The sequence below is a fragment of the Arthrobacter silviterrae genome, from assembly GCF_011045165.1.
GTDB classification, from domain to species: Bacteria; Actinomycetota; Actinomycetes; order Actinomycetales; family Micrococcaceae; genus Specibacter; species Specibacter silviterrae.
This window is the reverse complement of the sequence record NZ_JAAKZI010000002.1, coordinates 104,791-128,177: the sequence shown is the minus strand read 5'-3', so window position 1 is coordinate 128,177 and position 23,387 is coordinate 104,791. Positions and strand designations below refer to the sequence as shown.

The 23,387-nt window shown below is 67.2% G+C and carries 22 protein-coding genes, 1 tRNA gene and 1 other RNA gene; 11 read left to right on the top strand and 13 right to left on the bottom strand.

Features of this window, described 5'->3' with window-relative positions; genetic code table 11:
* A complete protein-coding gene (locus G6N77_RS01980) occupies positions 1–225 on the top strand; it encodes a hypothetical protein (RefSeq protein WP_165180329.1) in 225 nt (74 codons plus the stop codon).
* Between the two features lie 85 nt (positions 226–310).
* Positions 311–535 (top strand): hypothetical protein, encoded by a 225-nt coding sequence (locus tag G6N77_RS01975; RefSeq protein WP_370875226.1) that lies wholly within the window; start codon positions 311–313, stop codon positions 533–535.
* Between the two features lie 71 nt (positions 536–606).
* Here the strand turns inward: G6N77_RS01975 and G6N77_RS01970 are convergent, their stop codons facing one another.
* Positions 607–1,893 (bottom strand): aspartate kinase, encoded by a 1,287-nt coding sequence (locus G6N77_RS01970; RefSeq protein WP_165180328.1) that lies wholly within the window; start codon positions 1,891–1,893, stop codon positions 607–609.
* A gap of 298 nt (positions 1,894–2,191) precedes the next feature.
* Between G6N77_RS01970 and G6N77_RS01965 the strand changes: the two genes are divergently transcribed.
* Positions 2,192–3,130 carry an ABC transporter ATP-binding protein gene (locus G6N77_RS01965; RefSeq protein WP_262454161.1) on the top strand — a complete coding sequence of 313 codons (939 nt, stop codon included), beginning with the start codon at positions 2,192–2,194 and terminating at the stop codon, positions 3,128–3,130.
* Entirely contained in the window at positions 3,127–4,335 is a 1,209-nt protein-coding gene (locus G6N77_RS01960; protein ID WP_240901597.1) for an ABC transporter permease, read from the top strand. The genes G6N77_RS01965 and G6N77_RS01960 overlap by 4 nt, the downstream gene beginning before the upstream one ends.
* Before the next feature lie 113 nt (positions 4,336–4,448).
* Here G6N77_RS01960 and ilvD read toward each other — a convergent pair whose 3' ends face one another.
* Positions 4,449–6,347: a dihydroxy-acid dehydratase gene (gene ilvD, locus G6N77_RS01955; protein ID WP_165180327.1), complete on the bottom strand. Its 1,899-nt coding sequence runs from the start codon at positions 6,345–6,347 to the stop codon at positions 4,449–4,451.
* A gap of 77 nt (positions 6,348–6,424) precedes the next feature.
* Here ilvD and G6N77_RS01950 point away from each other — a divergent pair, with 77 nt between their 5' ends.
* Positions 6,425–7,249, top strand: coding sequence for a helix-turn-helix transcriptional regulator (locus G6N77_RS01950; protein ID WP_165180326.1), 825 nt, complete (start codon positions 6,425–6,427; stop codon positions 7,247–7,249).
* 63 nt (positions 7,250–7,312) lie between these two features.
* Here G6N77_RS01950 and recR read toward each other — a convergent pair whose 3' ends face one another.
* The 3 genes from recR to ffs all read right to left on the bottom strand — a co-directional run bounded on the left by recR (position 7,313) and on the right by ffs (position 11,458).
* Positions 7,313–7,912, bottom strand: coding sequence for a recombination mediator RecR (recR, locus tag G6N77_RS01945; RefSeq protein ID WP_165180325.1), 600 nt, complete (start codon positions 7,910–7,912; stop codon positions 7,313–7,315).
* A 42-nt stretch (positions 7,913–7,954) separates the two neighbouring features.
* The gene (locus tag G6N77_RS01940; protein WP_165180324.1) at positions 7,955–11,278 is read right to left on the bottom strand and encodes a DNA polymerase III subunit gamma and tau; all 3,324 of its coding nucleotides are present in this window, start codon (positions 11,276–11,278) and stop codon (positions 7,955–7,957) included.
* Between the two features lie 84 nt (positions 11,279–11,362).
* An RNA gene (ffs, locus tag G6N77_RS01935) (signal recognition particle sRNA small type) lies at positions 11,363–11,458 on the bottom strand.
* Between the two features lie 172 nt (positions 11,459–11,630).
* Between ffs and G6N77_RS01930 the strand changes: the two genes are divergently transcribed.
* The 3 genes from G6N77_RS01930 to G6N77_RS01920 all read left to right on the top strand — a co-directional run bounded on the left by G6N77_RS01930 (position 11,631) and on the right by G6N77_RS01920 (position 12,945).
* The gene (locus G6N77_RS01930; RefSeq protein ID WP_165180323.1) at positions 11,631–11,843 is read left to right on the top strand and encodes a hypothetical protein; all 213 of its coding nucleotides are present in this window, start codon (positions 11,631–11,633) and stop codon (positions 11,841–11,843) included.
* Between the two features lie 398 nt (positions 11,844–12,241).
* Positions 12,242–12,326, top strand: a tRNA-Ser gene (locus G6N77_RS01925).
* 139 nt (positions 12,327–12,465) lie between these two features.
* Positions 12,466–12,945, top strand: coding sequence for a glutathione peroxidase (locus G6N77_RS01920; protein ID WP_370875227.1), 480 nt, complete (start codon positions 12,466–12,468; stop codon positions 12,943–12,945).
* 21 nt (positions 12,946–12,966) lie between these two features.
* On the opposite strand, the gene G6N77_RS01915 is transcribed toward G6N77_RS01920, so the two are convergent.
* Positions 12,967–13,854, bottom strand: coding sequence for a hypothetical protein (locus G6N77_RS01915; protein ID WP_165180322.1), 888 nt, complete (start codon positions 13,852–13,854; stop codon positions 12,967–12,969).
* A gap of 122 nt (positions 13,855–13,976) precedes the next feature.
* Between G6N77_RS01915 and G6N77_RS01910 the strand changes: the two genes are divergently transcribed.
* Complete coding sequence (locus tag G6N77_RS01910) at positions 13,977–14,276, top strand: type II toxin-antitoxin system VapB family antitoxin (RefSeq protein ID WP_165180321.1); 300 nt, start codon at positions 13,977–13,979, stop codon at positions 14,274–14,276.
* Positions 14,269–15,060, top strand: a complete 792-nt coding sequence (locus G6N77_RS01905) for a LytR C-terminal domain-containing protein (RefSeq protein ID WP_240901596.1) — start codon at positions 14,269–14,271, stop codon at positions 15,058–15,060. Before G6N77_RS01910 ends, G6N77_RS01905 begins: the two co-directional genes overlap by 8 nt.
* On the opposite strand, the gene G6N77_RS01900 is transcribed toward G6N77_RS01905, so the two are convergent.
* The 4 genes from G6N77_RS01900 to kynU form a co-directional block, all read right to left on the bottom strand.
* Positions 15,057–15,680, bottom strand: coding sequence for a TetR/AcrR family transcriptional regulator (locus tag G6N77_RS01900; protein ID WP_165180320.1), 624 nt, complete (start codon positions 15,678–15,680; stop codon positions 15,057–15,059). The two genes, G6N77_RS01905 and G6N77_RS01900, sit on opposite strands and share 4 nt — an antisense overlap.
* A 15-nt stretch (positions 15,681–15,695) precedes the next feature.
* The gene (locus G6N77_RS01895) at positions 15,696–16,991 is read right to left on the bottom strand and encodes a type II toxin-antitoxin system HipA family toxin (protein WP_165180319.1); all 1,296 of its coding nucleotides are present in this window, start codon (positions 16,989–16,991) and stop codon (positions 15,696–15,698) included.
* A complete protein-coding gene (locus G6N77_RS01890; RefSeq protein WP_165180318.1) occupies positions 16,988–17,194 on the bottom strand; it encodes a helix-turn-helix domain-containing protein in 207 nt (68 codons plus the stop codon). The genes G6N77_RS01895 and G6N77_RS01890 overlap by 4 nt, the downstream gene beginning before the upstream one ends.
* Positions 17,195–17,481: 287 nt before the next feature.
* Positions 17,482–18,747: a kynureninase gene (gene kynU, locus G6N77_RS01885; protein WP_165180317.1), complete on the bottom strand. Its 1,266-nt coding sequence runs from the start codon at positions 18,745–18,747 to the stop codon at positions 17,482–17,484.
* Positions 18,748–18,859: 112 nt separating this feature from the next.
* Here kynU and G6N77_RS01880 point away from each other — a divergent pair, with 112 nt between their 5' ends.
* Entirely contained in the window at positions 18,860–20,152 is a 1,293-nt protein-coding gene (locus G6N77_RS01880) for an MFS transporter (protein ID WP_165180316.1), read from the top strand.
* A gap of 92 nt (positions 20,153–20,244) precedes the next feature.
* Here G6N77_RS01880 and G6N77_RS01875 read toward each other — a convergent pair whose 3' ends face one another.
* Genes G6N77_RS01875 through G6N77_RS01865 form a run of 3 tightly spaced genes read right to left on the bottom strand, consistent with a single transcriptional unit; the run spans position 20,245 to position 23,307 of the window.
* Positions 20,245–21,027: a carbon-nitrogen hydrolase family protein gene (locus G6N77_RS01875; protein WP_165180315.1), complete on the bottom strand. Its 783-nt coding sequence runs from the start codon at positions 21,025–21,027 to the stop codon at positions 20,245–20,247.
* Positions 21,028–21,076: 49 nt separating this feature from the next.
* Positions 21,077–22,420 carry an APC family permease gene (locus tag G6N77_RS01870; protein ID WP_165180314.1) on the bottom strand — a complete coding sequence of 448 codons (1,344 nt, stop codon included), beginning with the start codon at positions 22,418–22,420 and terminating at the stop codon, positions 21,077–21,079.
* Entirely contained in the window at positions 22,417–23,307 is an 891-nt protein-coding gene (locus G6N77_RS01865) for a carbon-nitrogen hydrolase family protein (protein ID WP_165180313.1), read from the bottom strand. Before G6N77_RS01865 ends, G6N77_RS01870 begins: the two co-directional genes overlap by 4 nt.
* Positions 23,308–23,387: the final 80 nt, after the last annotated feature.

The window sequence follows — 23,387 nt, the reverse complement described above, 5'->3', positions numbered from 1 at the left end:
ATGTCAGACGAGCGTTTTGTCCACCGGTTCATGCGTTTCACCGGACGCTTGCGCATGATTTTCGGCCCCGCCCACAGCAGTCCGCTGGACCATGAAATGACGCCGGAAAACAAGGCCCTGCTCAGCGCGCAGCAGGCCGCCACGGAGCAATGGGCCACCATCACGCGCCCGGACGGCACCACCTACCTGGTGCCCAAGGACCCGAACGACCAGTCCCTTCGCTGACGCCCGGCCAGGCGCCTTTCGGGCGTCGCCGGCGTAAACTGGTGAGATACGGCTCACACCGCATCCAGCTGGAGAGGGGGTGTTGATGATGACAGGGAACGACAAATTCATCACCAAGTTCATGCATGCCACCGATAGATTCCGGACAGTCTTTGGCCCGGCGGACCAAGGCGACATGGATTCCCCGGTGGTCCACCGGCACGACGCCATTGAAGATGAAAGCGACCAGACACTGTCCCAGATCGAGGTTGGCACCGATTCGGAAGGCCATCACTACGCCATCCGGAAGGATGACCAACCGTCCGCGTAGCCCGCGTCCGCCTGCCCGCGTCCTGCTGCTCGCGCCGCACCGAACCGGCTGGCACCGTTGCGGTGCCGGCCTTAGCGGCCGGTGCCGCCGTACACGGTAGCCTCGTCTTCGCCGTCGAGCCCGAATGCCTGGTGGACGGCGCGGACTGCCGCGTCCAGCCGGTCCGCCCGGGTCACCACTGAAATGCGGATTTCCGAGGTTGAGATCAGGTCGATGTTCACCCCGGCGTCGGAGAGCGCCTGGAAGAAACGGTGTGACACGCCCGGGTTGGATCGCATGCCGGCGCCAATGAGGGAGAGCTTGCCGATCTTGTCGTCATAGATCAGGTCCTCGAAACCCACCTCAGCCTGCTGGGCACGGAGGGCCGCCAGGGCGTCCTCGCCCTCCACCATGGGCAGGGTGAAGGAGATGTCCGTCTTCGCGGTCCCCTTGGTGGAAATGTTCTGCACGATCATGTCGATGTTCGTGTGCGCGCCGGCAATGATGCCAAAGATCATGGCCGCCTTGCCGGGAATGTCCGGCACGCCCACCACGGTGACCTTGGCTTCGGACCGGTCGTGGGCCACGCCGGAGATGATTGGCTGCTCCAAGGCAACTCCCTCTGAGATCTTGATTTTGTCGTCGGGGCTGGGCAGGACCCAGGTCCCTTCATGGTCGCTAAAGGATGACCGGACATGGATGGGCAGGCCAAAGCGCCGGGCGTATTCCACGCAGCGCAGGTGCAGGATCTTGGCCCCGGAGGCGGCCATCTCCAACATTTCCTCGCTGGAGATCTTGCTTATTTTCTGCGCCGTAGGCACCACGCGGGGATCGGCGGTGTACACGCCGTCCACGTCGGTGTAAATCTCGCAAACGTCTGCATTCAGGGCCGCGGCGAGTGCCACGGCGGTGGTGTCGGAGCCGCCGCGCCCCATGGTCGTGATCTCGTGAGTGGTGCGGCTCATGCCCTGGAAACCGGCCACAATGGCGACTTTGCCCTTGTCGAGGCAGGTCCGCACGCGGTGGGGGTCCACGTCGATGATGCGGGCCTTGCCGTGGATGCCGTCGGTGATCATGCCGGCCTGGCTGCCTGTGAAGGACTGTGCCACGCCGCCGTGGGAGCTAATGGCCATGGCCAGCAGCGCCATGGAAATGCGTTCGCCGGCGGTCATGAGCATGTCCAGCTCACGGGCCGGCGGGTGCTCGGAAACCTGCGCGGACAAGTCCAGCAGTTCGTCGGTGGTGTCGCCCATGGCGGAGACCACCACCACCACTTCATGCCCCGCATTTTGCGTTTCCACCACACGCCGGGCAACACGGAGGATGCCCGCGGCGTCTGACACGGACGATCCGCCATACTTTTGAACAATCAAGCTCATGGGTGCACACTCATCGGCTAACCTAACGCAACACAAACAAATGACTGGGGAATCTGGGCTGCCGCTCGCTCCGATCCACGCAAGCGCAGCGGCCGGTGCGGCTCTTTTGGCGCGGATGGCAGTAAGGCCCAGTTTAGCGCGGCGCCACCGCCAAGATGGAATTGGCGAGTCCACATGACGGACAGCGGCGCCATCCAAAGATACGACGCCGGGATGATGCCTTCCGCTGCCGGCCCACCCTAGGATGGTGCCAAGGCCGTGCCGGGCCCGGTGCGGCAGATGACATTTGGGGGCAGTGGTGGAAGCAGAAACAGAACCATTCACGGGGCTGGCCGCCGTGGGCATTTCGCGGCGCTTTGGCGCTGTCCAGGCGGTGGCAAACATGGAGCTGCATGCACCGGCCGGTGAGGTGACCGCGCTGATTGGCCCCAACGGCGCCGGGAAAACCACGCTGCTGCTGGTGCTGGCCTCCCTGCTGGCCCCCGACAGCGGCACCGTGCGCGTCATGGGAATTGACCCCATGAAGGAGCCGGCCGCCGCGCGGGCCCGAATAGGCTGGATGCCGGACACCTTGGGCGTGTGGGAGTCCCTGACTGCCCGCGAAATCCTCACTGTCATGGGCAAGTTCTACCGGATGCCCAAGGGCCGGCTGCCGGCCCGCGTTGACGAATTGCTGGACCTGGTCAACCTGGCTGAGCTGGCCGAGCAAAAGGCGCGCGTCCTTTCCCGCGGGCAGCAGCAGCGCCTGAGCCTGGCCCGGGCACTGATCCACGATCCGGACGTGCTGCTGCTGGATGAACCGGCGTCGGGCCTGGACCCGGGCTCGCGGGTGTCCCTGCGGCGTATCCTGCGCGGGCTGGCGGCGGACGGGAAGGCCGTCGTCGTCTCTTCCCATGTCTTGGCGGAACTGGATGAAATCGCCGACAGGGCTGTTTTTGTCAACGCCGGCCGCACAGTCCTGGTCCAAACAGTTGGCCAGGCCGCCGCGCAGGGCCGCCGATATGCCATCTCAGCGCTTGACCCGGCAGCCCTGGCCGCGGAATTGACCCGCCTGGGCGTTTCCTTTGACGCGGGGAAGGGCCGCCGGGATTCCGTCTCCGTGGCCCTCGGCACGGAAGCCCAGGGCGCGCAGCTGTTGGCGGACCTGGTGCGGGCAGGGGTTGCCGTCACCGCATTTGCCCCGGCGGCCGGCGCCCTGGAAGAGAGCTACCTGGGATTGGATGTGGAACAGCGATGACCATCATGGAGAACGGAACCGGCCCCGCGCCCCGGACTGATGCGGGGCCGTCGGGCCTGGGTGCCTACGCGGCCGGGGTGTGGGCTGTGGTGGGCATGGAATTGCGCCAGCGGCTGCGCGCCCGGGGCTGGTACATCATGCTGGTGGTCTGGTTTGGCCTGATCTGGCTGGTCACCGCGCTGACGTGGGCAAGCTGGAAAGTCCAGAGCTCCGCCCAGGGGGACTTTGGCGGCGTGGCGGGCTCCGCGGCGAACGGGCCCGGTCCGCTCATCTTCGAGGCGGTGCTGGCCTTCGTGCTGCTTTTCGGGCTGCTGGTGGCTCCGGCGTTGTCCGCCAACGCGATCAGCGGGGACCGGGCGGGCGGCACGCTGGCCATCATGCAAGTCACCCTTTTGCGGCCGGGCCAGCTGCTGTGGGGCAAATTCCTGGCGTCGTGGTGTGCCGCCCTGGCGTTTTTGGTGGTGAGCGTGCCGTTCCTGGTGTTCGGCATTCTGCAGGGCGGACTGGGGGCAGGCCACATCCTCGTTGCCCTGCTCATGCTGGCCATCGAACTCGGTGTGGTGTGTGCCCTGGGCGTGGGAGTTTCAGCGCTGGCCAACCGCCCGCTGTTCTCCATTGTCGTCACGTACCTGGTGGTGGCCGCGCTGACGTTTGGCACGCTCATCGCCTTCGGACTGGGCATGATGGTCACCGACGGGACCGTGCAGGCGAACCAGGTGTATTACAAGAACAGCTATGTAGCGACGGGGCCTGACGGCACGGTGGACCCCTCCCAGCCGTCTGGCCAACCGGAACTGCCCCAGGACATCACGGACCAGAACGACCAGTTCGCCTGCTATGGACCGATGCAGGACCAGAGGGCGCCACGCACAGACCGGGTGGCGTGGCTGCTGGGCATGAATCCCTTCGTGGTGGTGGCGGACGCCATTCCGTACCCCGACCGCACCAGCGCCGCCCAACAGCAGTATGCCGTGGGGGCGTTCGAATCAATCAGCCAGGGAGCCCGCTCCGCCCAGGCCGGCCCCGAGGCAACGTACCAGTGCGCCAACGGCAAGGTGGCGGCGTCGTACCTTTCCCCGCAGGCTCCCTTGTGGCCGCTGGGCCTGGGACTCCAACTGCTGCTCACGGCCGGCGTGCTGGCACTTGCCTGGCGGGCGCTGCGCACACCCGCGGGCAGGCTCGCCAAGGGCACGCGCGTCGCGTAGGCGGCGGGCTCCCCGCCGACAATACAGCTCTGGTGGCCCGGCGAATCGCCAGGCCACCAGAGCTGCACACTGGGTGCGGACCGCCCGGAACTCCGGCTGACCGCGTCTCCGGCTTACCGCGCCGCGGCGGCCAGCGTTGCGGGCGCCGTCATCAGCACCACGTCATCCGGGATGTGCCGGACGGCGCCCTTGTCGGCGCTGGTGGCCATGGAGGCATAGGCGCGCAGGGCAGCGGAAACCACGCGCTGGCGGGTGGCCGGGCGGTAGCCGGTGGTGGCCTCGAGGCGTTCGCGGCGCTCATCGAGTTCAACCGGGTCCACCACCAGCTCCAGGGACCGGTTGGGGATGTCGATGCGGATCAGATCGCCGTCCTCAACGAGGGCGATGGTGCCGCCGGCCGCGGCTTCGGGGGAAATGTGGCCAATGGAGAGGCCTGAGGTGCCGCCGGAGAAGCGCCCGTCGGTGATCAGTGCGCAGACCTTGCCCAGTTTCAGGCCCTTCAGGAAGGACGTGGGGTAGAGCATTTCCTGCATTCCGGGGCCGCCGCGCGGGCCTTCGTAGCGGATCACCACCACGTCGCCGGCCTTGACCACCTGGGAGAGGATCTTCTCCACGGCCTCGTCCTGGGATTCGCAGACCACGGCCGGGCCCTCAAACGTCCAGATGGATTCGTCCACGCCGGCCGTCTTGACCACGGCGCCGTCGATCGCGATGTTGCCGCGCAGCACGGCCAGGCCGCCGTCCTTGGAGAAGGCGTGCGCAACATCGCGCAGGCAGCCTTCCGCGGCGTCAGTGTCGAGCGATGTCCACTCGGCCGACTGCGAGAACGCCGTGGAGGAGCGCTGGCCGCCGGGGGCCGCGGTCCACAGCGCCTGGGCTTCGGGGGTTGCCTTGCCGCCGCGGATGTCCCAGTCGTCGAGCCAGTCCTGGAGGTTGGGGGTGTGCACCGAGGTGACGTTCGTGTGGAGCAGTCCGCCGCGGTTCAACTCGCCCAGCAGGGCCGGAATGCCGCCGGCGCGGTGCACGTCCTCCATGTAGTATGTCTTGTTCCCTGCAACGTTCGGGGCCACCTTGGCCAGGCACGGCACCTTGCGGGACTTCGCGTCGATGTCGTCGAGGTCGTACTTCAGCCCGGCCTCCTGCGCTGCGGCGAGCAGGTGCAGGATGGTATTGGTGGAGCCGCCCATGGCGATATCCAGGGCCATGGCATTGTCGAAGGCCTCGAAGCTGGCGATCGCGCGCGGCAGCACGGAAGCGTCGTCGTCCTCGTAGTAGCGCTTGGCCAGTTCGACGGCGGTTGCCCCGGCGCGCTGGTACAGCTCCTTGCGCGCGGTGTGGGTTGCCAGGAGGGATCCGTTGCCCGGCAGGGACAGGCCGATCGCCTCGGTCAGGCAGTTCATGGAGTTGGCAGTGAACATGCCGGAGCAGGAGCCGCAGGTGGGGCAGGCGTTGGCTTCGATGAGGTCGATGTCGGCGTCGGAAATCGAGGAGTCCACGGCGTCGGAAATGGCGTTGACCAGGTCCAGCGAGCGGATGGAGCCGTCGGTCAGCGTGACCCGTCCGGCTTCCATGGGGCCGCCGGAGACAAACACCGTGGGGATGTTCAGGCGCAGGGCGGCCAGGAGCATGCCGGGGGTGATCTTGTCGCAGTTGGAGATGCACACCAGCACGTCGGCGCAGTGGGCGTTGACCATGTACTCGACGGAGTCGGCGATCAAATCGCGCGAGGGCAGCGAGTAGAGCATGCCGTCGTGGCCCATGGCGATGCCGTCATCCACGGCAATGGTGTTGAATTCGCGCGCGATGGCGCCGGCTTCGTGGATGGCTTCGGAGACGATCCGTCCCACGGGTGCCAGGTGGGTGTGGCCGGGAACGAACTCGGTGAAGGAGTTGGCGACGGCGACAATGGGCTTGCCGATGTCGGATTTGGCAACGCCGGAGGCCATCATGAGGGCGCGGGCGCCCGCCATGTTGCGGCCGTGGGTGACTGTGCGTGAGCGTAATGGAGGCATAAAACCAGTCAAGCAGCAGCTGGCGTCCGGCGGAAGACGGTCTCAATACTAGTAGTGGGAGTGCTAGTTTTAGAACAATGAATGAAGAACGACGGCGGGAACTCGGCCAGTTCCTGCGCGACAGGCGGGGCAACCTGGTCCGTGCCGAGCTGGGGCTGCCGCCCATTGGCCGCAGCCGTACCGTGGGATTGCGCCGTGAGGAGATCTCCTCCTTCGCAGCAGTCAGCGTCACCTGGTACACGTGGCTGGAACAGGGCAGGGACATCAACGCCTCCCGCCAGGTGCTTGAATCCATCGCCCGGGTGCTGCGGCTGAGCGCGGCGGAACAGTCCTACCTGCTGGCCATGGGCGGGTATGCCCCTGTTCCCGCTGCCGAGGTTGCCCTGATTGAGGCGGCGCCGCCCCACCTGCAGGGGCTGCTGGATGCCCTGGGCTTTCCCGCTTTTGCCGTGGCCCCGGACTGGGGGATAGCAGGGTGGAACAGTGCCTATGCGGGGCTTTATTCGCGCATTGCCGGCGTCGACCCGGCGGACAGGAACCTGCTGTGGCTCATCTTTACCGACCCGCACCTGCGTGAAATGCTCCCCGACTGGGAGGAGACGTCCCGGCACTTTGTGGCCGAGTTCCGCGCTGAGGCCGGCCCACGGCTTGGATCGGGTCCGCACACAGCGCTGGTGGGCCGCCTTCTGGCCGCCAGCCCCGACTTTGCGCAGGTCTGGGCCGACCGCGGCGTGGAGGGATTCGCCTCCCGGCGGCGTGTTTTCCTTCATCCGCATGTGGGCGAGCTGGTGTTTGACCAGCACCGGCTGGTGCCTTCGGACGCACCGGAACTGCACTTTGTCCTGTACGTTCCAACGCCCGGCACGCCCACGCAGGAGCGCCTGGCCCGTCTCGGCGGCTGACGGGGCCCGACTTTACGGCTGACGGGCGCCGCGCCGTTACGTCAGCGCGTTACGCCCGCGCCGTTACGTCAGCGCGTTCCGGCGGCCCTCAAATGCCCGGCCCAGCGTCACCTCGTCGGCGTACTCCAAGTCGCCTCCCACGGGCAGCCCGGAGGCCAGGCGAGTCACGGCAATGCCGATGGTCTTGAGCATCCGCGACAGGTACGTTGCCGTGGCCTCGCCCTCCAGGTTGGGGTCGGTGGCGATGATGATTTCCTGGATCTGGCTGTCATTGAGGCGGGTGAGCAGTTCGCGGATGCGCAACTGGTCAGGACCAATCCCGGCGATCGGGTTGATGGAGCCGCCCAGCACGTGGTACCGGCCCCTGAAGGCGCGGGTGCGCTCCACCGCCAGCACGTCCTTGGATTCCTCCACAACGCAGATGACCGTCGGGTCGCGGCGGGGGTCGCGGCAAATATTGCACAGTTCCTCCTCCGTCACGTTGCCGCAAACGGTGCAGAACTTCACGCGTTCCTTCACGGTGACGATGGCGCGGACCAGGCGCTGCATGTCCTCGGTGTCCGCCTCGAGAATGTGGAACGCGAGCCGCTGGGCCGATTTGGGCCCGATGCCCGGCAACCTGCCCAGCTCGTCAATGAGCTCCTGAACTGCTCCCTCGTACACATTTCCTCTTGTCTATTGGTTCCTGAAAATCATCGGCGCCGGCTAGCGCCCGGCGTTGAGGTCGCGCTCTTCAATCAATTGCCCGCCCAGAATCCGCTCCACCGCAGCCTGGCCCACCACGCCCGACTCCTCAATGGTGACGTCATCCTCGCTCGGCACGTCCTCCACCTGTGGAGCATTCGCCGCCGTGGGGGCAGGGCGGCGGGCCGTTGCCTCAGCACTGTGGGACAGCCGCTGGTACATGCTCAGCTTTGCCCCGCCCGGTTGCTGCCCGCTTTCCACGCTCGACGCCGGTGCCCCGGACACGTCCGTCCCGCCCCCGGTGTGTGGTGCGGCAGGAGCCGCTGGGGTGGCGGCCGCGGCAGTGCCGGACGACGGCGGCTCGCCTGAGGTGGCGTTGCTTGCTCCGGCCGGGACGGGGCCGTCTGCCGGGGCCACTGTGGTGCCGACGGCGTCGGGGTCGGTTGCGGCTGGCGCCTGCGCCCAGTCCGGGGCGCTGGCCGGTGCGCCCCAGCCGGGGTCGGCCACTCGGTTGCGGGAGGTGGCGCCCAGGGAGACGCCCCAATCCTGGGGTGCATCCTGCGTGGTGTTTTGCGCCAATTTGGCCGCCAGCAATTCGCTGCGGCGTGGCCCGGCCGGGGCCGCCGGGGCCGGTTCGGCGGGCTTGGTTGATTCGTCGGGCATGTCCCAGCCGCTGGTCCACGCCGAAATGGGCGACACCGTGGGACGGTAAGGCGCCGGCTCCTGGGACGGGCTCTGGGCCGGGCTCTGGGCCGGACGCTGTAACGGGTCGTGGGCCGGGGCTTGGCCTGGCTGCCGGGCGGAATCGTGGGCATCGGCGGGTTCGGGCAGCGCGGCGGCCGGTTCGCCCTGTGGGACGGTGGTCGGCTCAAGCCATTGGGAGTTGGACGGTTCCCGCCCCTGCTGGGAAATTGGCGCGGCAGGGAGCTCGGGAGCCCAGTCGTCATGGGGTGGTTCGTCGTCCCACGACGGTTCTTCCGGGATGGGCCCGTCCCATTCGGAGGCGGGCGTGGGCCGTCGTGAAGGTGAGGGCTGTGGGGCTGCCGGGGTTTCGGCTGCCGGAGCGGGCGCAGCTGCACCGGAGGTGGTGGCTGTCGGTGCGGGTGCAGTGCCCTGGACCGGAGCCTGAACGGCGGCGCCCTGGGTGGGAGCCTGAACGGCGGGTCCCTGGGTGGGAGCCTGAGCCTGAATCGGGGCCTGGACGGAAGCCTGAACCGGGGCCGGGACGGAAGCCTGGACGGCGGTGCCCTGGACGGGAGCCTGAACTGGTGCTTGGGCTGCGGGCGCGAGGGGCGTTACGGGCGCAGGGTGGTGCCCCTGGCCGGAAGGCCGCCGGTCAGCCGAACCTTTTGGGTTTGGCTCAGCGCTGCTTTCATGGGCCGGCGCATCACCTGTGACAGGGTCAAGCTGGCACGTGATGCCCAGCGTGGTGTGGATGGCCTGGCGCAGATTGTCCGCGTGGCCGCTGTTGCTGAACGCCTGGATCAACGCCGTGGTGGGCAGTGCCACGCGAAGCGTTTCCCCGTCGAAGGCGCGGGGCACCACGTTTTGGTTCACCATGGCCCACGACACCTTGCGGATGTTGCTGAGGTTGGCGAGAATTTCCGGCCACGCGCGCCGAATAACCTCGATCCCGGTGCCGCCGGGAGCCTGCTGTGCCAGTGGCTGTTCCTGGGCGGTTGGAACCGCTGCCTGCCGCGCGGAGGGTGATGCGGTCTCTAGGCTGTCCCAGCTCGGTGCCGTGTCGGGTGCCTGCGCTGCCGGGGCCTGCGGACCGGCCTGGGAGGTGGGTGCCGGGGCCGCGGGTGCCTGGGCTGCGGGTGCGGAAGTGGCATGCGTCTGCAACGGCGGAGTTTGCGACGGCGGACTGGCCGGGGCAGCAACAGGCGCCGCTTGCGCGACAGGCGAGGGCGCGGAGGGGGCGGCCTGCGCTGCCGGTTCCACGGCGGTGGCGGCGTGGCGGCTGGCGACCTGGGCTCCGGCGTCGGCCTTGGCTTTGGCCAGCTGCGCCCGCACTGCTGCCAGGCCACCGCCAGGGGCAGGCGGCGTGGCGGGGGCGAAGGCGGGCGTGGTGCCCGGGGCGAAGGAATCCCCGGCACCAGGGTTGGTCCCTGCCGAGCCGGCGGCGGCGGGGGCACCGGCGGCGACGGGGGCACCGGCGGCGACGGGGCCGCCGCCATAGTTGAGGCGCCGTTCCATCTGGTCCAGCCGGGCCGCCATGCCCCGCGCTGTGGTGTCGGCGCCGGGCAGCAGGAGCCGGGCCCCGAGCAATTCCAGGTGCAGGCGCGGGGAGGTGGCTCCGGTCATTTCATTGAACGCGGAGTTGGTGACGTCGGCTGCGCGGGAAAGCTCGGCAGCGCCAAGCTGCGCTGCCTGCGTCTGCATGCGGGCGATGAGCTCATCCGGGGTGCCGCGCAAAATGGCGTGGGCGCTTTCGGGCATGGCCTGGACAATGATGAGGTCGCGGAAGCGCTCCAGCAGGTCCTCAACAAAGCGGCGGGGATCGTGGCCGGTCTGGATCACGCGGTCCACGGACTTGAAAACGGTGGCGGAATCGCTGGCGGCCAAGGCTTCGACGACGTCGTCCAGCAGGGAGGCGTGGGTGTAGCCGAGCAGGTCCACGGCAAGTTCATAGTCCAAGCCGGAAGGACCCGCGCCGGCCATGAGTTGGTCCAGCACGGACAGCGAATCGCGGACTGAGCCGCCGCCGGCGCGGATCACGAGGGACAGCACGCCGGGGGCTACAGGCACGTTTTCCTGTTCACACAGGCGGGACAGGTACGCCATGAGCGGTTCCGGCGGGACCAGCCGGAATGGGTAGTGGTGCGTGCGGGAGCGGATGGTGCCGATGACCTTGTCCGGCTCCGTGGTGGCGAAGATGAACTTGATGTGTTCCGGCGGCTCCTCCACAATTTTCAGCAGCGCATTGAAGCCGGCGGACGTGACCATGTGGGCCTCGTCAATGATGAAAATCTTGTAGCGGTCCCGGATGGGGGCGAAGGTGGCGCGTTCGCGGAGGTCGCGGGCATCATCAACGCCGCCGTGGCTGGCGGCGTCAATCTCAATGACATCCAGCGAACCGGATCCGCCACGGGCCAGCTCAACGCAGCTGTCGCAGCTGCCGCAGGGATAGGAGGTGGGTCCCTTTGCACAGTTCAGGCATCGGGCCAGGATGCGGGCAGAGGTGGTCTTGCCGCAACCACGCGGGCCGGAAAAAAGGTAGGCGTGGTTGACGCGGTCCTTGTCCAGCGCAGCCATCAGGGGAGCCGTGACATGCTCCTGGCCGATCACGTCCGCGAACGAATCGGGGCGGTACCGGCGATAAAGGGCTGTTGGTGCACTCACAGATGAAACCCTATCTAATCTGCCTGACAAAATGCCGGTCGATGCCGCGGATTGGGCACATCTGGGGATAAGTTCACGGGGCAAAGTAAAGACCCCCCATGCACCCGCCAGAGCCCGCTTACCCTTGCTACCTTCCGGTCCTGGGGGAGTTCACAGGGTGACGCCACATGAGGGGCCGTCCAACAGCTTACCTGAAGGAGCGGGGGCGGGCGAATTGGCGGGCACCCCGGCCATTCCCATTGGCAGGCAACGGTGGTAGCTTCACGTCAAGGGGTAGTGCTGTTCACCCACATAGATGCCCGGGAAGCTTCACCCCTTGGGTTGCCCGGGGCTTGAGGAGCTGACGGTCGTCATGATTTACGGACTCTTTCAATGGGCATTCCTGGTCCTCGCCTTCGTCTGCGGGATTTCCGCACTGCTGCGGCTGGAAGTGTTTTCCACCAACACCAGCCAGCGGGCCCACCACCATTCCGACCAGCAATTCCTGCTGTGGATTCTTTGCGTGCTGTTCATGGTGGCCGGCTTCGTCGCGGCCGTGCTGGCTGCCAACCACGGATTGAGATAGCGGCAGCTGCACCGCACACAGAAGGGTGGGACCAAGGCGTCTGCCTGCCCGGATGGGCTGCCGGCGGCGGTCCTTATTGGTTATGCAGCAAATTGCCAGAAAAATAATCAAGTGCGGAATATCACAGCGACGTGACAATGTTGTAAAGTTGTTCTTGTGCACGGAGTTGCGGGGGGAGCGCCGCACCCGGGCACGGGGGAATTGGGAACCTGCGGTTCCCGGTCCCGCGCATTATGGTCTGCCTTCCGATGGACCGTGTTGGAGATGGGGGTAGTAGGGCTTGAACGGGGCCCTACTACCCTTATTTTCTGCCGTTTTCCGCCCTGCGCGGCAATCGATTCGTGACTTGGGCGTTTCGTCAGGTACTCTTGAACCTGCCGTGTTCACCACGGCAAGCTGGAGGATTCGCCTAGCGGCCTATGGCGCACGCCTGGAACGCGTGTTGGGTTAACGCCCTCGGGGGTTCAAATCCCCCATCCTCCGCACAACTGGAAGCGGCCCCGGACTGTGAAAACAGTGCCGGGGCCGCTTTTGTTTTCCCTGGGCCTCTCGGCCCCATTGTGACCCAACGCGACCCGTCGCGATCGAATGTGACCCAACGTGCCGGGGCTAGAATCGGGCTGTGAATAAACAGAAGCTAAAGTCCCTTTCCATTGCCCTGAACGATGGCACCGAAACTACGCTTGGTGCCGTGGCCAAGGGGGCCGTGCTGGTGGTCAATGTGGCATCGGCGTGCGGGTTCACCAAGCAGTACGCCGCACTCGAGGCGCTGTATGAAAGCTACCGGGCCCGCGGCCTGGAAATCCTGGGCATCCCCTGCAACCAGTTCGGCGGCCAGGAGCCCGGCACGGATGAGGAAATCGCGGAATTCTGCCAGAAGAACTTCGGAGTGACATTTCCACTGGGGACCAAGGTTGACGTCAACGGCACCGGTGCGCACCCGCTCTTTGCCGAGCTGACCGGTCACGGTGCCAGTCCCGTCAAATGGAACTTTGAAAAATTCCTGATCAGCGCAGACGGCAGCTTGCTGGCCCGCTTTGCCTCCGCCGTCACCCCTGACGCCCCCGAGCTGGTGGCAGCCATCGAGGCCGCCCTCGCATAGACCCTCACACAGACCCCCGGGTCAGTCCGCCGTCACCGCCGCAAGCCACGCCTGCAGGAACGCCGCGCCGGCGTCGTCGTGAATGACGTCGGCACCCAGGCCCAGGTCGGCCGATGTCAGGACCGGGTATGGCTTGGCGGGGACGCCGTCGGCCGGGCGCACATCCACGTGCTTGACGCGGTGGTCCTGGTGGTGCAGCCAGTCGGCCATGGCATAGTCGGTGCGCGAGTCGCCCACGGTGCGCCACGCTTCCGGCACAATGCCCTGCGCGGCCAGCAGTTCCACGGCCCGGCTGGCACCGAGGTCCTTGCCCAGCCGGACCGATTCAATGTCCGTGGAGATGATGGTCGGGTCCACCCGGTAGTCCACGCGGCCGCCGGCCGGGTAGCGGTGGTCCAGGCGGGCGGCGCCCAGCTGGTGCCGGGCCAGAAGTGCCAGGGCGTCGGCGTCGAACAGCCCTTGCTGCACCAAATAGTCGCTGTTGGACACCGCCAGCTGTTGTTCCACGGACACCATGGCCCGCTTGGTTTCGTCAAAAAACATGTGCTCGGCGTAGCGCGCCTGCACCAGTGCCCTGACATCGTCGGCGAAGGCCGCGGGCATGGCCAGCTCGCGGTCCAGGTGGATGGCGCCGGGCCCCTGCGCCGTGAAGCTGAACCAGACGGCGCCCTTTTCGCAAATCGCGTGCACCACGGCCCGGGCCGGTATTCCGGCGTCGATCATGGGCGCCATGACCTGTTCCGCAATGAACGAATCGGAGCGGCCGGTATTGAAGATGACGGGAATTTCCTCGTGGAGCAGGCCGATCAGGCTGTCAATGATGCCGGGGGCCACCTGCCGGCTCTCGGGACTGGCAATGGGGCCGTCCACGTCAAGCAGCAGGGCCAGGGGCGGGGTAGCAAGCGTCATGAACCCATGATCCCAGCCTTCCCCGCTGCCCGCGTGCACCCGAGGTAACCATTTGGCAACACACCCGGCGGCGCGCAGGCGAGGCAGTTCCCTTGGGGCCCTCCAGTCCATAGTCTGAGGGGGTGATCTTCAAAGCAGTAGGCGACAAGCGGCCCTATCCTGACCATGGCTATGTCACGCCCAAGGACTGGTCCGCCGTGCCGCCGCGCCAAGTCCGGCTGGCCGATTTGGTGACAACCAAGGCCCAGCTGGACCTCGAGGCGCTGCTGGCCGAGGACTCAACATTCTTTGGCGACCTCTTCCCGCATGTGGTGCAGTGGCATGGGACCCTCTATCTGGAGGACGGCCTGCACCGGGCAGTGCGCACGGCCCTGCACCAGCGGACCATCCTGCACGCCCGGGTGCTGGTGATCGATGACTGACACGCCCGACGGCGGCCGGGACCACGGCGGCCGGGACGACGACGTCCTCCTGACGGCGGGGCAACAGCGCAGGGCGGCGCGGGAGGCTCGGCGCCAGGCCAAGGACGCGGCCTACGAAGAGCGCCTGGCCCGCAAGAAATCCAAGGACGTGCAGTTTTGGCACGGGCGCCAGGTCATTGACGCGCAGGGACTTGCCGAGGCGTTTCCCGAGCAGGAATCCCCTGAATACGAACCAAGCATGGTCCGGCGGCGCATCACCCACGCCGTCACCCTGGTTCTGCTGCTCGCCCTGGTGGTGGCCGGCGTGGTGCTGGCTGGAATGGTGCAGCGCGGCGAGCTGGAAATCAAGTTTGGCTTTCCGAAAGCCGCCGCGCCGGTGGTCAGCTGTCCTGCGGAGACCCTGGACTACCCGGCCAACAAGAAGGTGGCCGTCAATGTCTACAATGCCGGCAGCCTTGAAGGGATGGCCACAAAGGTGGCGGCCGAGCTGAAAAAGCGCGGCTACGTGGTCAAGGCTGTGGCCAACCGGACCACGGAATATTCGGCGCCCGTGGTGGTGGTTTCCGGCGCCGCCGGCCATGCCTCGGCGTTCAACCTCCAGCGCAACGTGGCCGGCTCGGAATATGTCCAGGACGGCCGCAAGGATGCCAGCGTCGACTTCATCGTCACCAACACCTACACCACCCTGGTCGAGGCGCCCAAGGTTGACCAGACGCCCGGGCGGCTGTCCTGCCCGCGGCTGCAACCCACCACTGCACCGCCGTCGGCCAAGCCCACTCCCTAGCGGATGGTGACCGGCCGGCCGTCGTCGTCGAAGGCGGCGCCCACCCCGGCCTGGATGAACCGGACGGCGGCGGCCACGCGTTCCTCCTCGGCGCCCGAGGTGCGGCGGGACGCGCTGGCGGTCAGGGAGCCGTGGATCAGCTGCACCAGCCCCTCCACGTCGGCCTCGGGCAGGAACCGCTGGTCCATGCCGTCGCGCAGGATGTCCTCCAGCAGCCGGTTCAGCTCGCCCACATGCACGGCCAGCTTGGCGAACGATTCGCTCGAAAGCACCGAACGCATGGCGGGGCCGGGGGGCAGGTGGCGGCGCGTGAGGTCCTCCAGCTGGGCCCGGACGTACAGCGAAAGCCTGTCCACGGGATTTTCCAGCCCGTCCAGCCTGGCCTTCAGCTCGCTGACAAACCGTCCGGTTTCATCGAGCGCAAACGCCACCAGGAGCTGTTCCAGGTCGGCAAAGTAGTTGTATACGGCGGTGCGGCCAACGCCGGCGCTGCGGGCAACGTCCGTCATGGTCAGGCCCGGCAGGCCGTGGCTGAACAGGAGTTCACCGAAGGCGTCAAGTATCTTGCGCTGCGTCTGCTCGCGCTGCGCCGCGTTGGTTGGGGCGGCTATTCGTGGCATGGCACCATTTTAGCGTCAATTCGTCAGTAAAACCCCATTGTGCCGCGGCTGCGCGGCCATCGCCGCCCGCCGGGTGTCCAGGACGCGGACGACGGCGGCGCTCACCTCACGCCCAAACGGCAGTTCCGCCGGGGTCAGGGCAGAGGCGGCCAGTGCCTTGTCGATGCACTTGGCGGACAGCCGTTCGGGCAGGTGGAGGGTCCGGCCAAAACGCAGCCAGTCGTTGCGCGCCAGTGCCGTCCTGCTGCCCGCGCTGCCGCCGAGGGGCAGCGCCATGCCAGGGTCGCGGGAGGGGTCGCCGTCGGTGAGCTCGGTGACAATGCCGCCGGGCACGCCGGCGGCCAGCCCCTGCTCAATTTCGGCGGCCAGCGTGCATTGGAGGTCGTAGGCCGGGGCCACGAACCACTCCCCGCCGGCATGCTGCACCACGGAAATATTTTTGGCGTGCAGGTTGCCGTTGCCGGTCAGCCAGCCAAACAGGAACTGCAGGAACACGTTGCGGGCGGCCAGCAGGCGGGCCGGACACGGGGCCACAATGGCCGCGGCCACGGCTTCGGTCGGGACGCCGTATTTGCGCGACGGCGGCAGCCCCAGCAGCTGGGCGCCGTCCTCCACCGCCAGCGGCCCTGCCGGGGACCGGTCAAAACGTGAGACAAGCAGCGCGGCTTGCCCGGCGCCGTCGTGCACCAGGCGGGCGGCCGCCACCGGGATGCCCAGCTTCCTGGCCTTGGTCAGCAGCAGGTGCTCGGTCTCCACCTGGCGGGCGTGGCTGCCGTCGTTGAACTTGAGGATGTACGCCCGCGAGGGGTCCTTGTCGTGGACGTAGGAGGCAGTGACCTTGTCCTGGAAACCTGCCAGGGAGGACTCGTCAACCGGCCCGGGGACCGCGGCGAAGTCGGCAAACCGGATGCCTCCCATGGTCTTGGTGACGGCCAGCAGCGGGGGCAGCTTGGCCAGCGGTTCCCCGGCCGGGACAATTTGGACATCGCCCACGGGGTTCAAGCCGGCTGCCAGGAGCAGGGAGAATTCATCGGTGATGGTAGTTTTCACGGCCCAGCGCAACTTGGCCAGGCGCTCGCCCTCCGGCAGCAGCCCGGCAAAAAACGCAGGCACGCTGCCGTGCCCCAGCGTCACCGGGACGTCCAGGACCGGGAGGGTGGAGGCGATGGCGGGCCCGCCGGAACTGAGGTAGGCGGGCAGGTAGGAAAAGACCACGCCGACGCCGGCATGCCGGGTGAGCGTGGCTGCGGCACGGCCCTTTTTGTACACCACTGCGTGGTGGATCCGCTTGGCGTCCTCGGGGTTCTTCACGGCCGCTGAACGCTCAGGCCCACGCTGAGTCCCAGTGCGTTGGCCACGGCGTGGAGGATGTCCAGGCGCACTGTCTCGCGGCCGTTCTCCAGGTCGCTGAGCACCCGGGGGGAGACGTCCGCGAGGTCAGCTGTTTCAATCTGCGTCAGCTCAAGTTCGCGGCGCCGCGCTCTGACGGCGGCGCCCAGCTGGGCTGCGTCCACGTAGGGCCTCCTGTCGCCGGACTTCGTGGTTACATCCTACGCGTTGACGGGAAATTTCTGCACGATCCTGCCGATACGCATCCACGTTCTGGTGGCATCCCCGCGCACCTCCGCCGACCCCCGCGCATCCCCGCACCTTCGCCGAGACAGCGGATCCGCGCCGAGATCCCCCAAAAATTTTGTGGGGTTTCGGCGCGGTACCGCTATCTCGGCGGGTGGAGTGGATTAGGGGGGGCGGCGGGGCGTGCGTGAGCCGGGCGCGCGGAGGGCGGAGTGAACGCGGTGCGTTAGGTGACCTGCAGCCGCTCGCGGAACTCGGGCGCATCCCACAACCGGTTGTCCAGGATGTCGAACAGGGCGTCCACGGCATCCCAGACGTCCGTGCACCCCAAATATAGTGGCGTGATGCCAAAGCGCAGCACGTGGGGTTCCCGGTAGTCGCCGATCACCCCGCGGGCAATCAGGGCTTGCATGATGGCGTACCCCTCCGGATGCGCATAGCTGACGTGGCTGCCGCGGCGGGCGTGCTCGCGGGGCGTGACGAGTTCCAGCCCGTGGCCTGCCCCCCGCGCCTCCACGAGGGAGATGAACAGGTCCGTCAGGCGCAGCGACTTTTCCCGCACCGCCCCCATGTCCGCGGCCAGGCTGACGTCCAGCCCGCATTCCACCAGGGCCATGGAGAGCATGGGCTGCGTTCCGCACAGGAAGCGGCCAATTCCGGTGACGGGTTCGTAGGAATCCTCCATGGCAAACGGCCGGGCGTGCCCCCACCAGCCGGACAGCGGCTGCCAAAAGCGGTCCTGGTGCCGTGCGTTGACCCAGATGAACGCGGGGGATCCCGGCCCGCCGTTGAGGTACTTGTAGGTGCAGCCCACGGCAAAGTCCGCGCCGGCACCGCGCAGGTCCACGGGCACGGCCCCGGCCGCGTGGGCGAGGTCCCAGACCGCCAGGGCGCCGGCGCGGTGCACGGCGGAAGTGGTCGCCGCCATGTCCCACATGGCCCCGGTCCGGTAGTTGACATGGGAAAGCGCGACGGCGGCCACGTCGCCTCCCAGCGCGGCCTCCAGCGGAAGGCCTTCGTCAATGAGCCGGACCGAGTAGCCCTGGTCCAGGAAGTCCACCATGCCCTCGGCCATGTAGATGTCGGTGGGGAAGTTGTCGCGTTCGGTCACGATAACCTTCCGCTCCGGTGCAGCCTCCCTCTGGATGCGCAGGGCGGCGGCCAGTGACTTGAACAGGTTGAGGGAGGTGGTGTCGGTGACCACCACTTCGCCGGGCCCCGCGCCCAGCAATGCCGCCAGTTTGTCCCCCAGCCGGCCCGGCAATTCAAACCAGCCGGCCGTGTTCCAGCTGCGGATCAACCCGGTGCCCCACTCTTGTTCCAGCACGCGGGTGGCTGTGGCCGAAGACGACCGCGGCCGTGGTCCCAGCGAGTTGCCATCCAGGTAGATGACGCCCTCCGGCAGCGCGAACTCCTTGCGAAATCGGCGCAGGGGGTCGCTGGCGTCTGCGGCCAGGCAGTCGTCCCGGGTGGTGGGCAGTGTGGCTTCCATGGGCGTCCTTGCCTTTGTCGGATGCAGTCCAATCCCCAATGTATGGCCGCAATTTCGCCCGGTCAAGGACCCGCGGCACTCCGGTGGCGCCCCGAGTGGCTACTGTTGTCGGATGAGCAATTTTGCAGTGAAAAGGCCGTGGACCGGGCGCCTGGGTTCCCTGTTGGGCATCATGGTCATGGCGCTGAGCCTGCGGACGGCCGTTTCCGTGGTGCCGCCGCTGCTGGGCGAATTGCGTCCGGAGCTCGGGTTCGACGCCGGCACCATTGGCCTGCTCGCCATGCTCCCGCCGCTCATTTTCGCCGTGTTCGGCCTGCTCACCCCGGCCCTGATCCGCCGCTTCGGCCTGGAACGGGTGCTGGTGGCGGCCGTGGTTCTGGCCGTGGCCGGCCAGTTGGTGCGGGCCGCCAGCGATCATGTGTGGCCGTTCCTGGGCTGGTCCGCAGTGGTCATGGCCGGTTACGGCATTGGCAATGTGGTGCTGCCGCCGCTGGTGAAAAAGTACTTCCCCGACCGCGTGGGCGTGGTGACGGCCGGGTACGTGACGCTGCTGGCCGTGGGCACCGCCGTCAGCCCCCAGCTGGCCGTTCCGGTGGCCGGGCTGAGCAACTGGCGCGTGTCCATCGGCATGTGGGCCGCCGTAAGCCTGGTGGTGCTGCTGCCGTGGGCCGCGCAGGCGCTGCGGGACCGCCGCGGGTCCCGGCTTGCCGACGACTCCGGCCACTCCTCGCCTGCCGCCGTCGGCCGTCCCGGCGTTTCCGGTGCCGTACAGAAGCTGGTGCCGTGGCGTTCCCCCGTGGCCTGGGGCCTGGCGATCTTTTTGGCGGGCAACTCGGCGCAAACCTATGTGTACTTCACCTGGCTGCCGCCGTATTTGTCCGGCCAGGGCGTTGACGCCGCCACGGCCGGTTCCGCACTGGCATATTTTGCGATCCTGGGCCTGCCCGTGAGCCTGCTGGTGCCTTTGTGGGTGCCGCGGATGAAGAACCCCATTATTGCCATCGGGGTCTTTGCCGTGTGCTGGAGCGCCGGGCACCTGGGCCTGTACCTTTCGCCCATGCATGGGACGTGGCTGTGGGTGACATTCTCCGGGCTGGGCCAGGGCACCTTCGCGACGGCCCTGCTCATGGTGAACCTGCGCTCGCGGACCACGCACGGCTCTTCGGTGCTTTCCGGTTTCAGCCAGGGCGTGGGCTATGCGGGGGCAGGCATCGCGCCGCTGTTCTTTGGCACCATCCACGACGCCACGGGGTCTTGGACGGCGTCCTTCGCCATGCTTGGCGCCTGCCTGCTGGTCATGCTGGCAGGTGCCGTGATGATCAACCCGCGGCGCTACATTGAGGACTCCGCCGCAGATGCGCCCGCAGCCGTGACGGAGGGAACCCCGGCAGCGAAAACGGAATAGCCGCACGGCCGGAATCCCCCTCCCCTCCCGACGCTCCCGCACAATCGGGGCGTTTAGTCCTTACGCTCCCGCACCGTGCCCTTCCCAGCCGCCTAAAGGTAGCGCCGCTGGCTGCGCGTGGGGAAGTGCGCGCGGACCGAGGCCAGCTCTTCCGGGGTAATGTCCGCCGCCAGCACGCCCGGCTCCAGCCCCAGTTCGGCCAGCACGTCCCCCATGGGGCCGGCCAGCAGCGAGTTGCCCACGGATACAGGGGGCGCCTGGCAGATGCCGGCCACGAACAGGCTGTTTTCAATGGCCCGCGCCGCCAGCAGGGTGCGCCATTGCTTGGTCTTTAGTTCACCCGGCACCCAGGACGAGCAGGCCAGCAGCACGTGAGCACCGGCGTCGGACAGGGCCTCTGCCTGCCGGGGGAAGCGGACGTCGTAGCAGGTCATGAGGCCAAAGCGGACGCCGTCCACGTCAAAGACCACCGGATCGGTGGTCGGTGCGGGGGCCACGTAATCCGATTCCCGGAAGCCCTGGGCGTCGAACAGGTGGATCTTGCGGTAGGCGGCCAGCAGCGCGCCGTCGGGGCCAAATGCGGCGAGCGTGTTGTAGGCGCGGGAGGGGTCGGGGGAGGATTCCACCAGGCCCGCCACCACGGCAATGCCATGGTGGCGGGCGATCCGGGAGAGCTCCCGGCCCACCTCACCGTCCAGCGGCTGGGCCACTGTGGGGAAGGTGGAGTCGATCATCTTTTTCTCGTAGGTGGCGTACTCGGGGAATGCCGCCAGGGCGGCGCCGTCAGCCGCGGCCCGCGCGGCGTACGCGTCGATGGTGCGGAGGTTGGCGGCGGTGTCCGTGCCGGACGCCAGCTGGCCCATGGCGATGCGCACTGGTCTGGCCTTTCCTGAATGGTGGGTGAACGGGGCTGTAATTCTGCGCCTAGACTACCGCTTCCTCCAGCGTTGCCATCTCCGGCGGTGCCTTGCGCAGGCCCTTGGTGATGAAGACCAGCACCACGATCCCCACGGCCAGCCAGGACAAGCCCAGGGTGACGGCGTTGATGTCCAGCTGGGAGAGCAGGTAGCCGCAGATCAGCGCCCCGACGGCAGGGACCACCACGTAACTGACCGGGTTGAGGAGGTTTCCGGCCCGGCGTTCGCGGACATAGTGGAAGATGACCGAGATGTTGACCATGGTGAAGGCCGTGAAGGCGCCAAAGTTGATGAACGAGGTGGAGGTGGCCACGTCCAGGAAGATGGCGATCAGCCCGATGATTCCGGCGATCACAATGTTGGCAACGGGCGTGTGGTACTTCGCGTTGAGCCGGCCGAACACGGCCTTGGGGAGCACGGAGTCGCGGCCCATGGCGTACATCAGGCGGGAGGCGCTCGCCTGCGCGGCCAGGCCCGAGGCGAACTGTGCGGCAACCAGACCGGCCAGGAACACGGCGCCGAAGAAGGTGCCGCCAATTTGCAGGGCGATCTCGCTGGCGGCGGAAGCGGAATCCGCGAAGGCACCGCCAGGGTGGACCAGCTGGGTGAAGTAGGCAACCACTATGAAGATGCCGCCGCCAATCAGGGCGATGAGCATGATGGCCCGCGGCATGTTCTTCTTCGGTTCAATGGTTTCCTCCGTCAGCGTGGTGACGGCGTCGAACCCCAGGAAGGAGTAGGCGGCAATCGCGGCCCCGGCGCTGATGGTGCCCAGGCTGGAACCGGCGTTGAAGAACGGCGAGGAATTGGCCAGCCCGCCGGCGCCCGAGGTGTGCACGATGTGGCCGATCGACAGCGCCACGAAGAAGACGATCACCAGGATCTGGAAGGCCATGAGCACGTAATTGGCCTTGTCCGCCACCTTGATGCCCAGGATGTTCAGGAAGGTGGTGATGACGATGAACAGCAGGATCCACACGGCAATCGGGATGCCCGGGAACTGTGCGCTGAGGAAGGAGCCGCCAATGAGCCAGATGACCATGGGCAAAAACAGGTAGTCGAGCAGGATGGCCCAGCCCACCAGGAAGCCCACCCGCGGATCAATCGACTTGCGGACGTAGGTGTAGGCGGAGCCGGCCACGGGGTATGCCACGGACATGCGGCCGTAGCTGTGGGCGGTGAAGAGCATGGCCACCATGGCCACGAGGTAGGCGGACGGGGAGGCGCCGCCGGTGGTCTCGGCGATGATGCCGAAGATGCCCAGCACAATGATGGGGGTCAGGTAGGCGAGTCCGAACAGGACCAGGGACCTGAGGTTGAGCGTGCGGATCAGGGTTGCTTGCGGGTTCATGCGATGCTCCTCGATGAGCGGAGAACGGGGTTCCAGGATTCCGGGTCGATCCGGCCCTGGTAGACGGGGAGCTCGATGGCGGGCTCGCCGGGGCGGAACTGGGACCACATGCGGTTCAGGCCTGCGGTTCCGTGGTTTCGGACATGTTCGACGGCGGACAGGTCCAGTTGGGCGGTGAGCACGGCGGGTTCCGCCGAGGGCGCCTGGGTGACCACCCCGCCTTCGGGGTCAACGATGATGCTGCGGCCCTGGCCGGTGGGTCCGGCACAGTTCACACTCACCATGAACACCTGGTTGGTGATGGCGTTGGCCCGGGCCAGCACCAGTTCCTGCTCACGGTCCGGGGTGGTGGTCTTCACCACGTTGATGATGACCTCCGCTCCCATCCAGGCCAGCTGCCGGGTGACTTCCGGGAACCAGGCGTCGTAGCAGATGTTCAGCCCGGCCCGGCCATATCCCTCCAGGTCCACGGTCACGAATTCGTGCCCCGGATCGTAGGGTTCGAAGGGCCGCCACGGGAAGATTTTCCGGTAGGCGCCGGCAATGTCTCCGCCGGGGGAGAGCACCAGCTGCGTGTTGAACAGCTGGCCGTCCTCCCCGCGCTCGCAGACACTCCCGGGCACCAGCCAGATGCCCAGTTCGGCGGCAATGGCCCGGAGCCCGTCAACCCTTGGTCCGTCCAGGGGTTCGGCCGAGGCCTGCAGCGCGTCGGCGCGCTGCTGGTCCGGTGTTCCGTCGCCGAAGAGGTGCAGCTCCGGGAACACCACCAGCTTGGCGTTCGGCTGGTGCGCCAGGGTGGTGCGCAGCTCCCGGGCAAAGCCGGCCAGCGGTTCGCCAATGAGCCGTGGCGGGGCTTGAGCTGCGATGAGGGGCAGAATGCGGGACATGTGACGCTCCATGCTTGGGGTTGTGACTTAATTCATAATAGATCATATTGATCCCTTAGCAACAGGCTTGGGAAAAAATC

Coding starts and splice junctions, on each gene's coding strand:
- ilvD (WP_165180327.1), bottom strand. CDS start 6,347: ATGCCTCCATTACGCTCACGCACAGTCACCCACGGCCGCAACATGGCG.
- G6N77_RS01870 (WP_165180314.1), bottom strand. CDS start 22,420: ATGAACCCGCAAGCAACCCTGATCCGCACGCTCAACCTCAGGTCCCTG.
- G6N77_RS01980 (WP_165180329.1), top strand. CDS start 1: ATGTCAGACGAGCGTTTTGTCCACCGGTTCATGCGTTTCACCGGACGC.
- G6N77_RS01950 (WP_165180326.1), top strand. CDS start 6,425: ATGAATGAAGAACGACGGCGGGAACTCGGCCAGTTCCTGCGCGACAGG.
- G6N77_RS01865 (WP_165180313.1), bottom strand. CDS start 23,307: ATGTCCCGCATTCTGCCCCTCATCGCAGCTCAAGCCCCGCCACGGCTC.
- G6N77_RS01880 (WP_165180316.1), top strand. CDS start 18,860: ATGAGCAATTTTGCAGTGAAAAGGCCGTGGACCGGGCGCCTGGGTTCC.
- G6N77_RS01975 (WP_370875226.1), top strand. CDS start 311: ATGATGACAGGGAACGACAAATTCATCACCAAGTTCATGCATGCCACC.
- G6N77_RS01960 (WP_240901597.1), top strand. CDS start 3,127: ATGACCATCATGGAGAACGGAACCGGCCCCGCGCCCCGGACTGATGCG.
- kynU (WP_165180317.1), bottom strand. CDS start 18,747: ATGGAAGCCACACTGCCCACCACCCGGGACGACTGCCTGGCCGCAGAC.
- G6N77_RS01900 (WP_165180320.1), bottom strand. CDS start 15,680: ATGCCACGAATAGCCGCCCCAACCAACGCGGCGCAGCGCGAGCAGACG.
- G6N77_RS01915 (WP_165180322.1), bottom strand. CDS start 13,854: ATGACGCTTGCTACCCCGCCCCTGGCCCTGCTGCTTGACGTGGACGGC.
- G6N77_RS01905 (WP_240901596.1), top strand. CDS start 14,269: ATGACTGACACGCCCGACGGCGGCCGGGACCACGGCGGCCGGGACGAC.
- G6N77_RS01970 (WP_165180328.1), bottom strand. CDS start 1,893: ATGAGCTTGATTGTTCAAAAGTATGGCGGATCGTCCGTGTCAGACGCC.
- G6N77_RS01930 (WP_165180323.1), top strand. CDS start 11,631: ATGATTTACGGACTCTTTCAATGGGCATTCCTGGTCCTCGCCTTCGTC.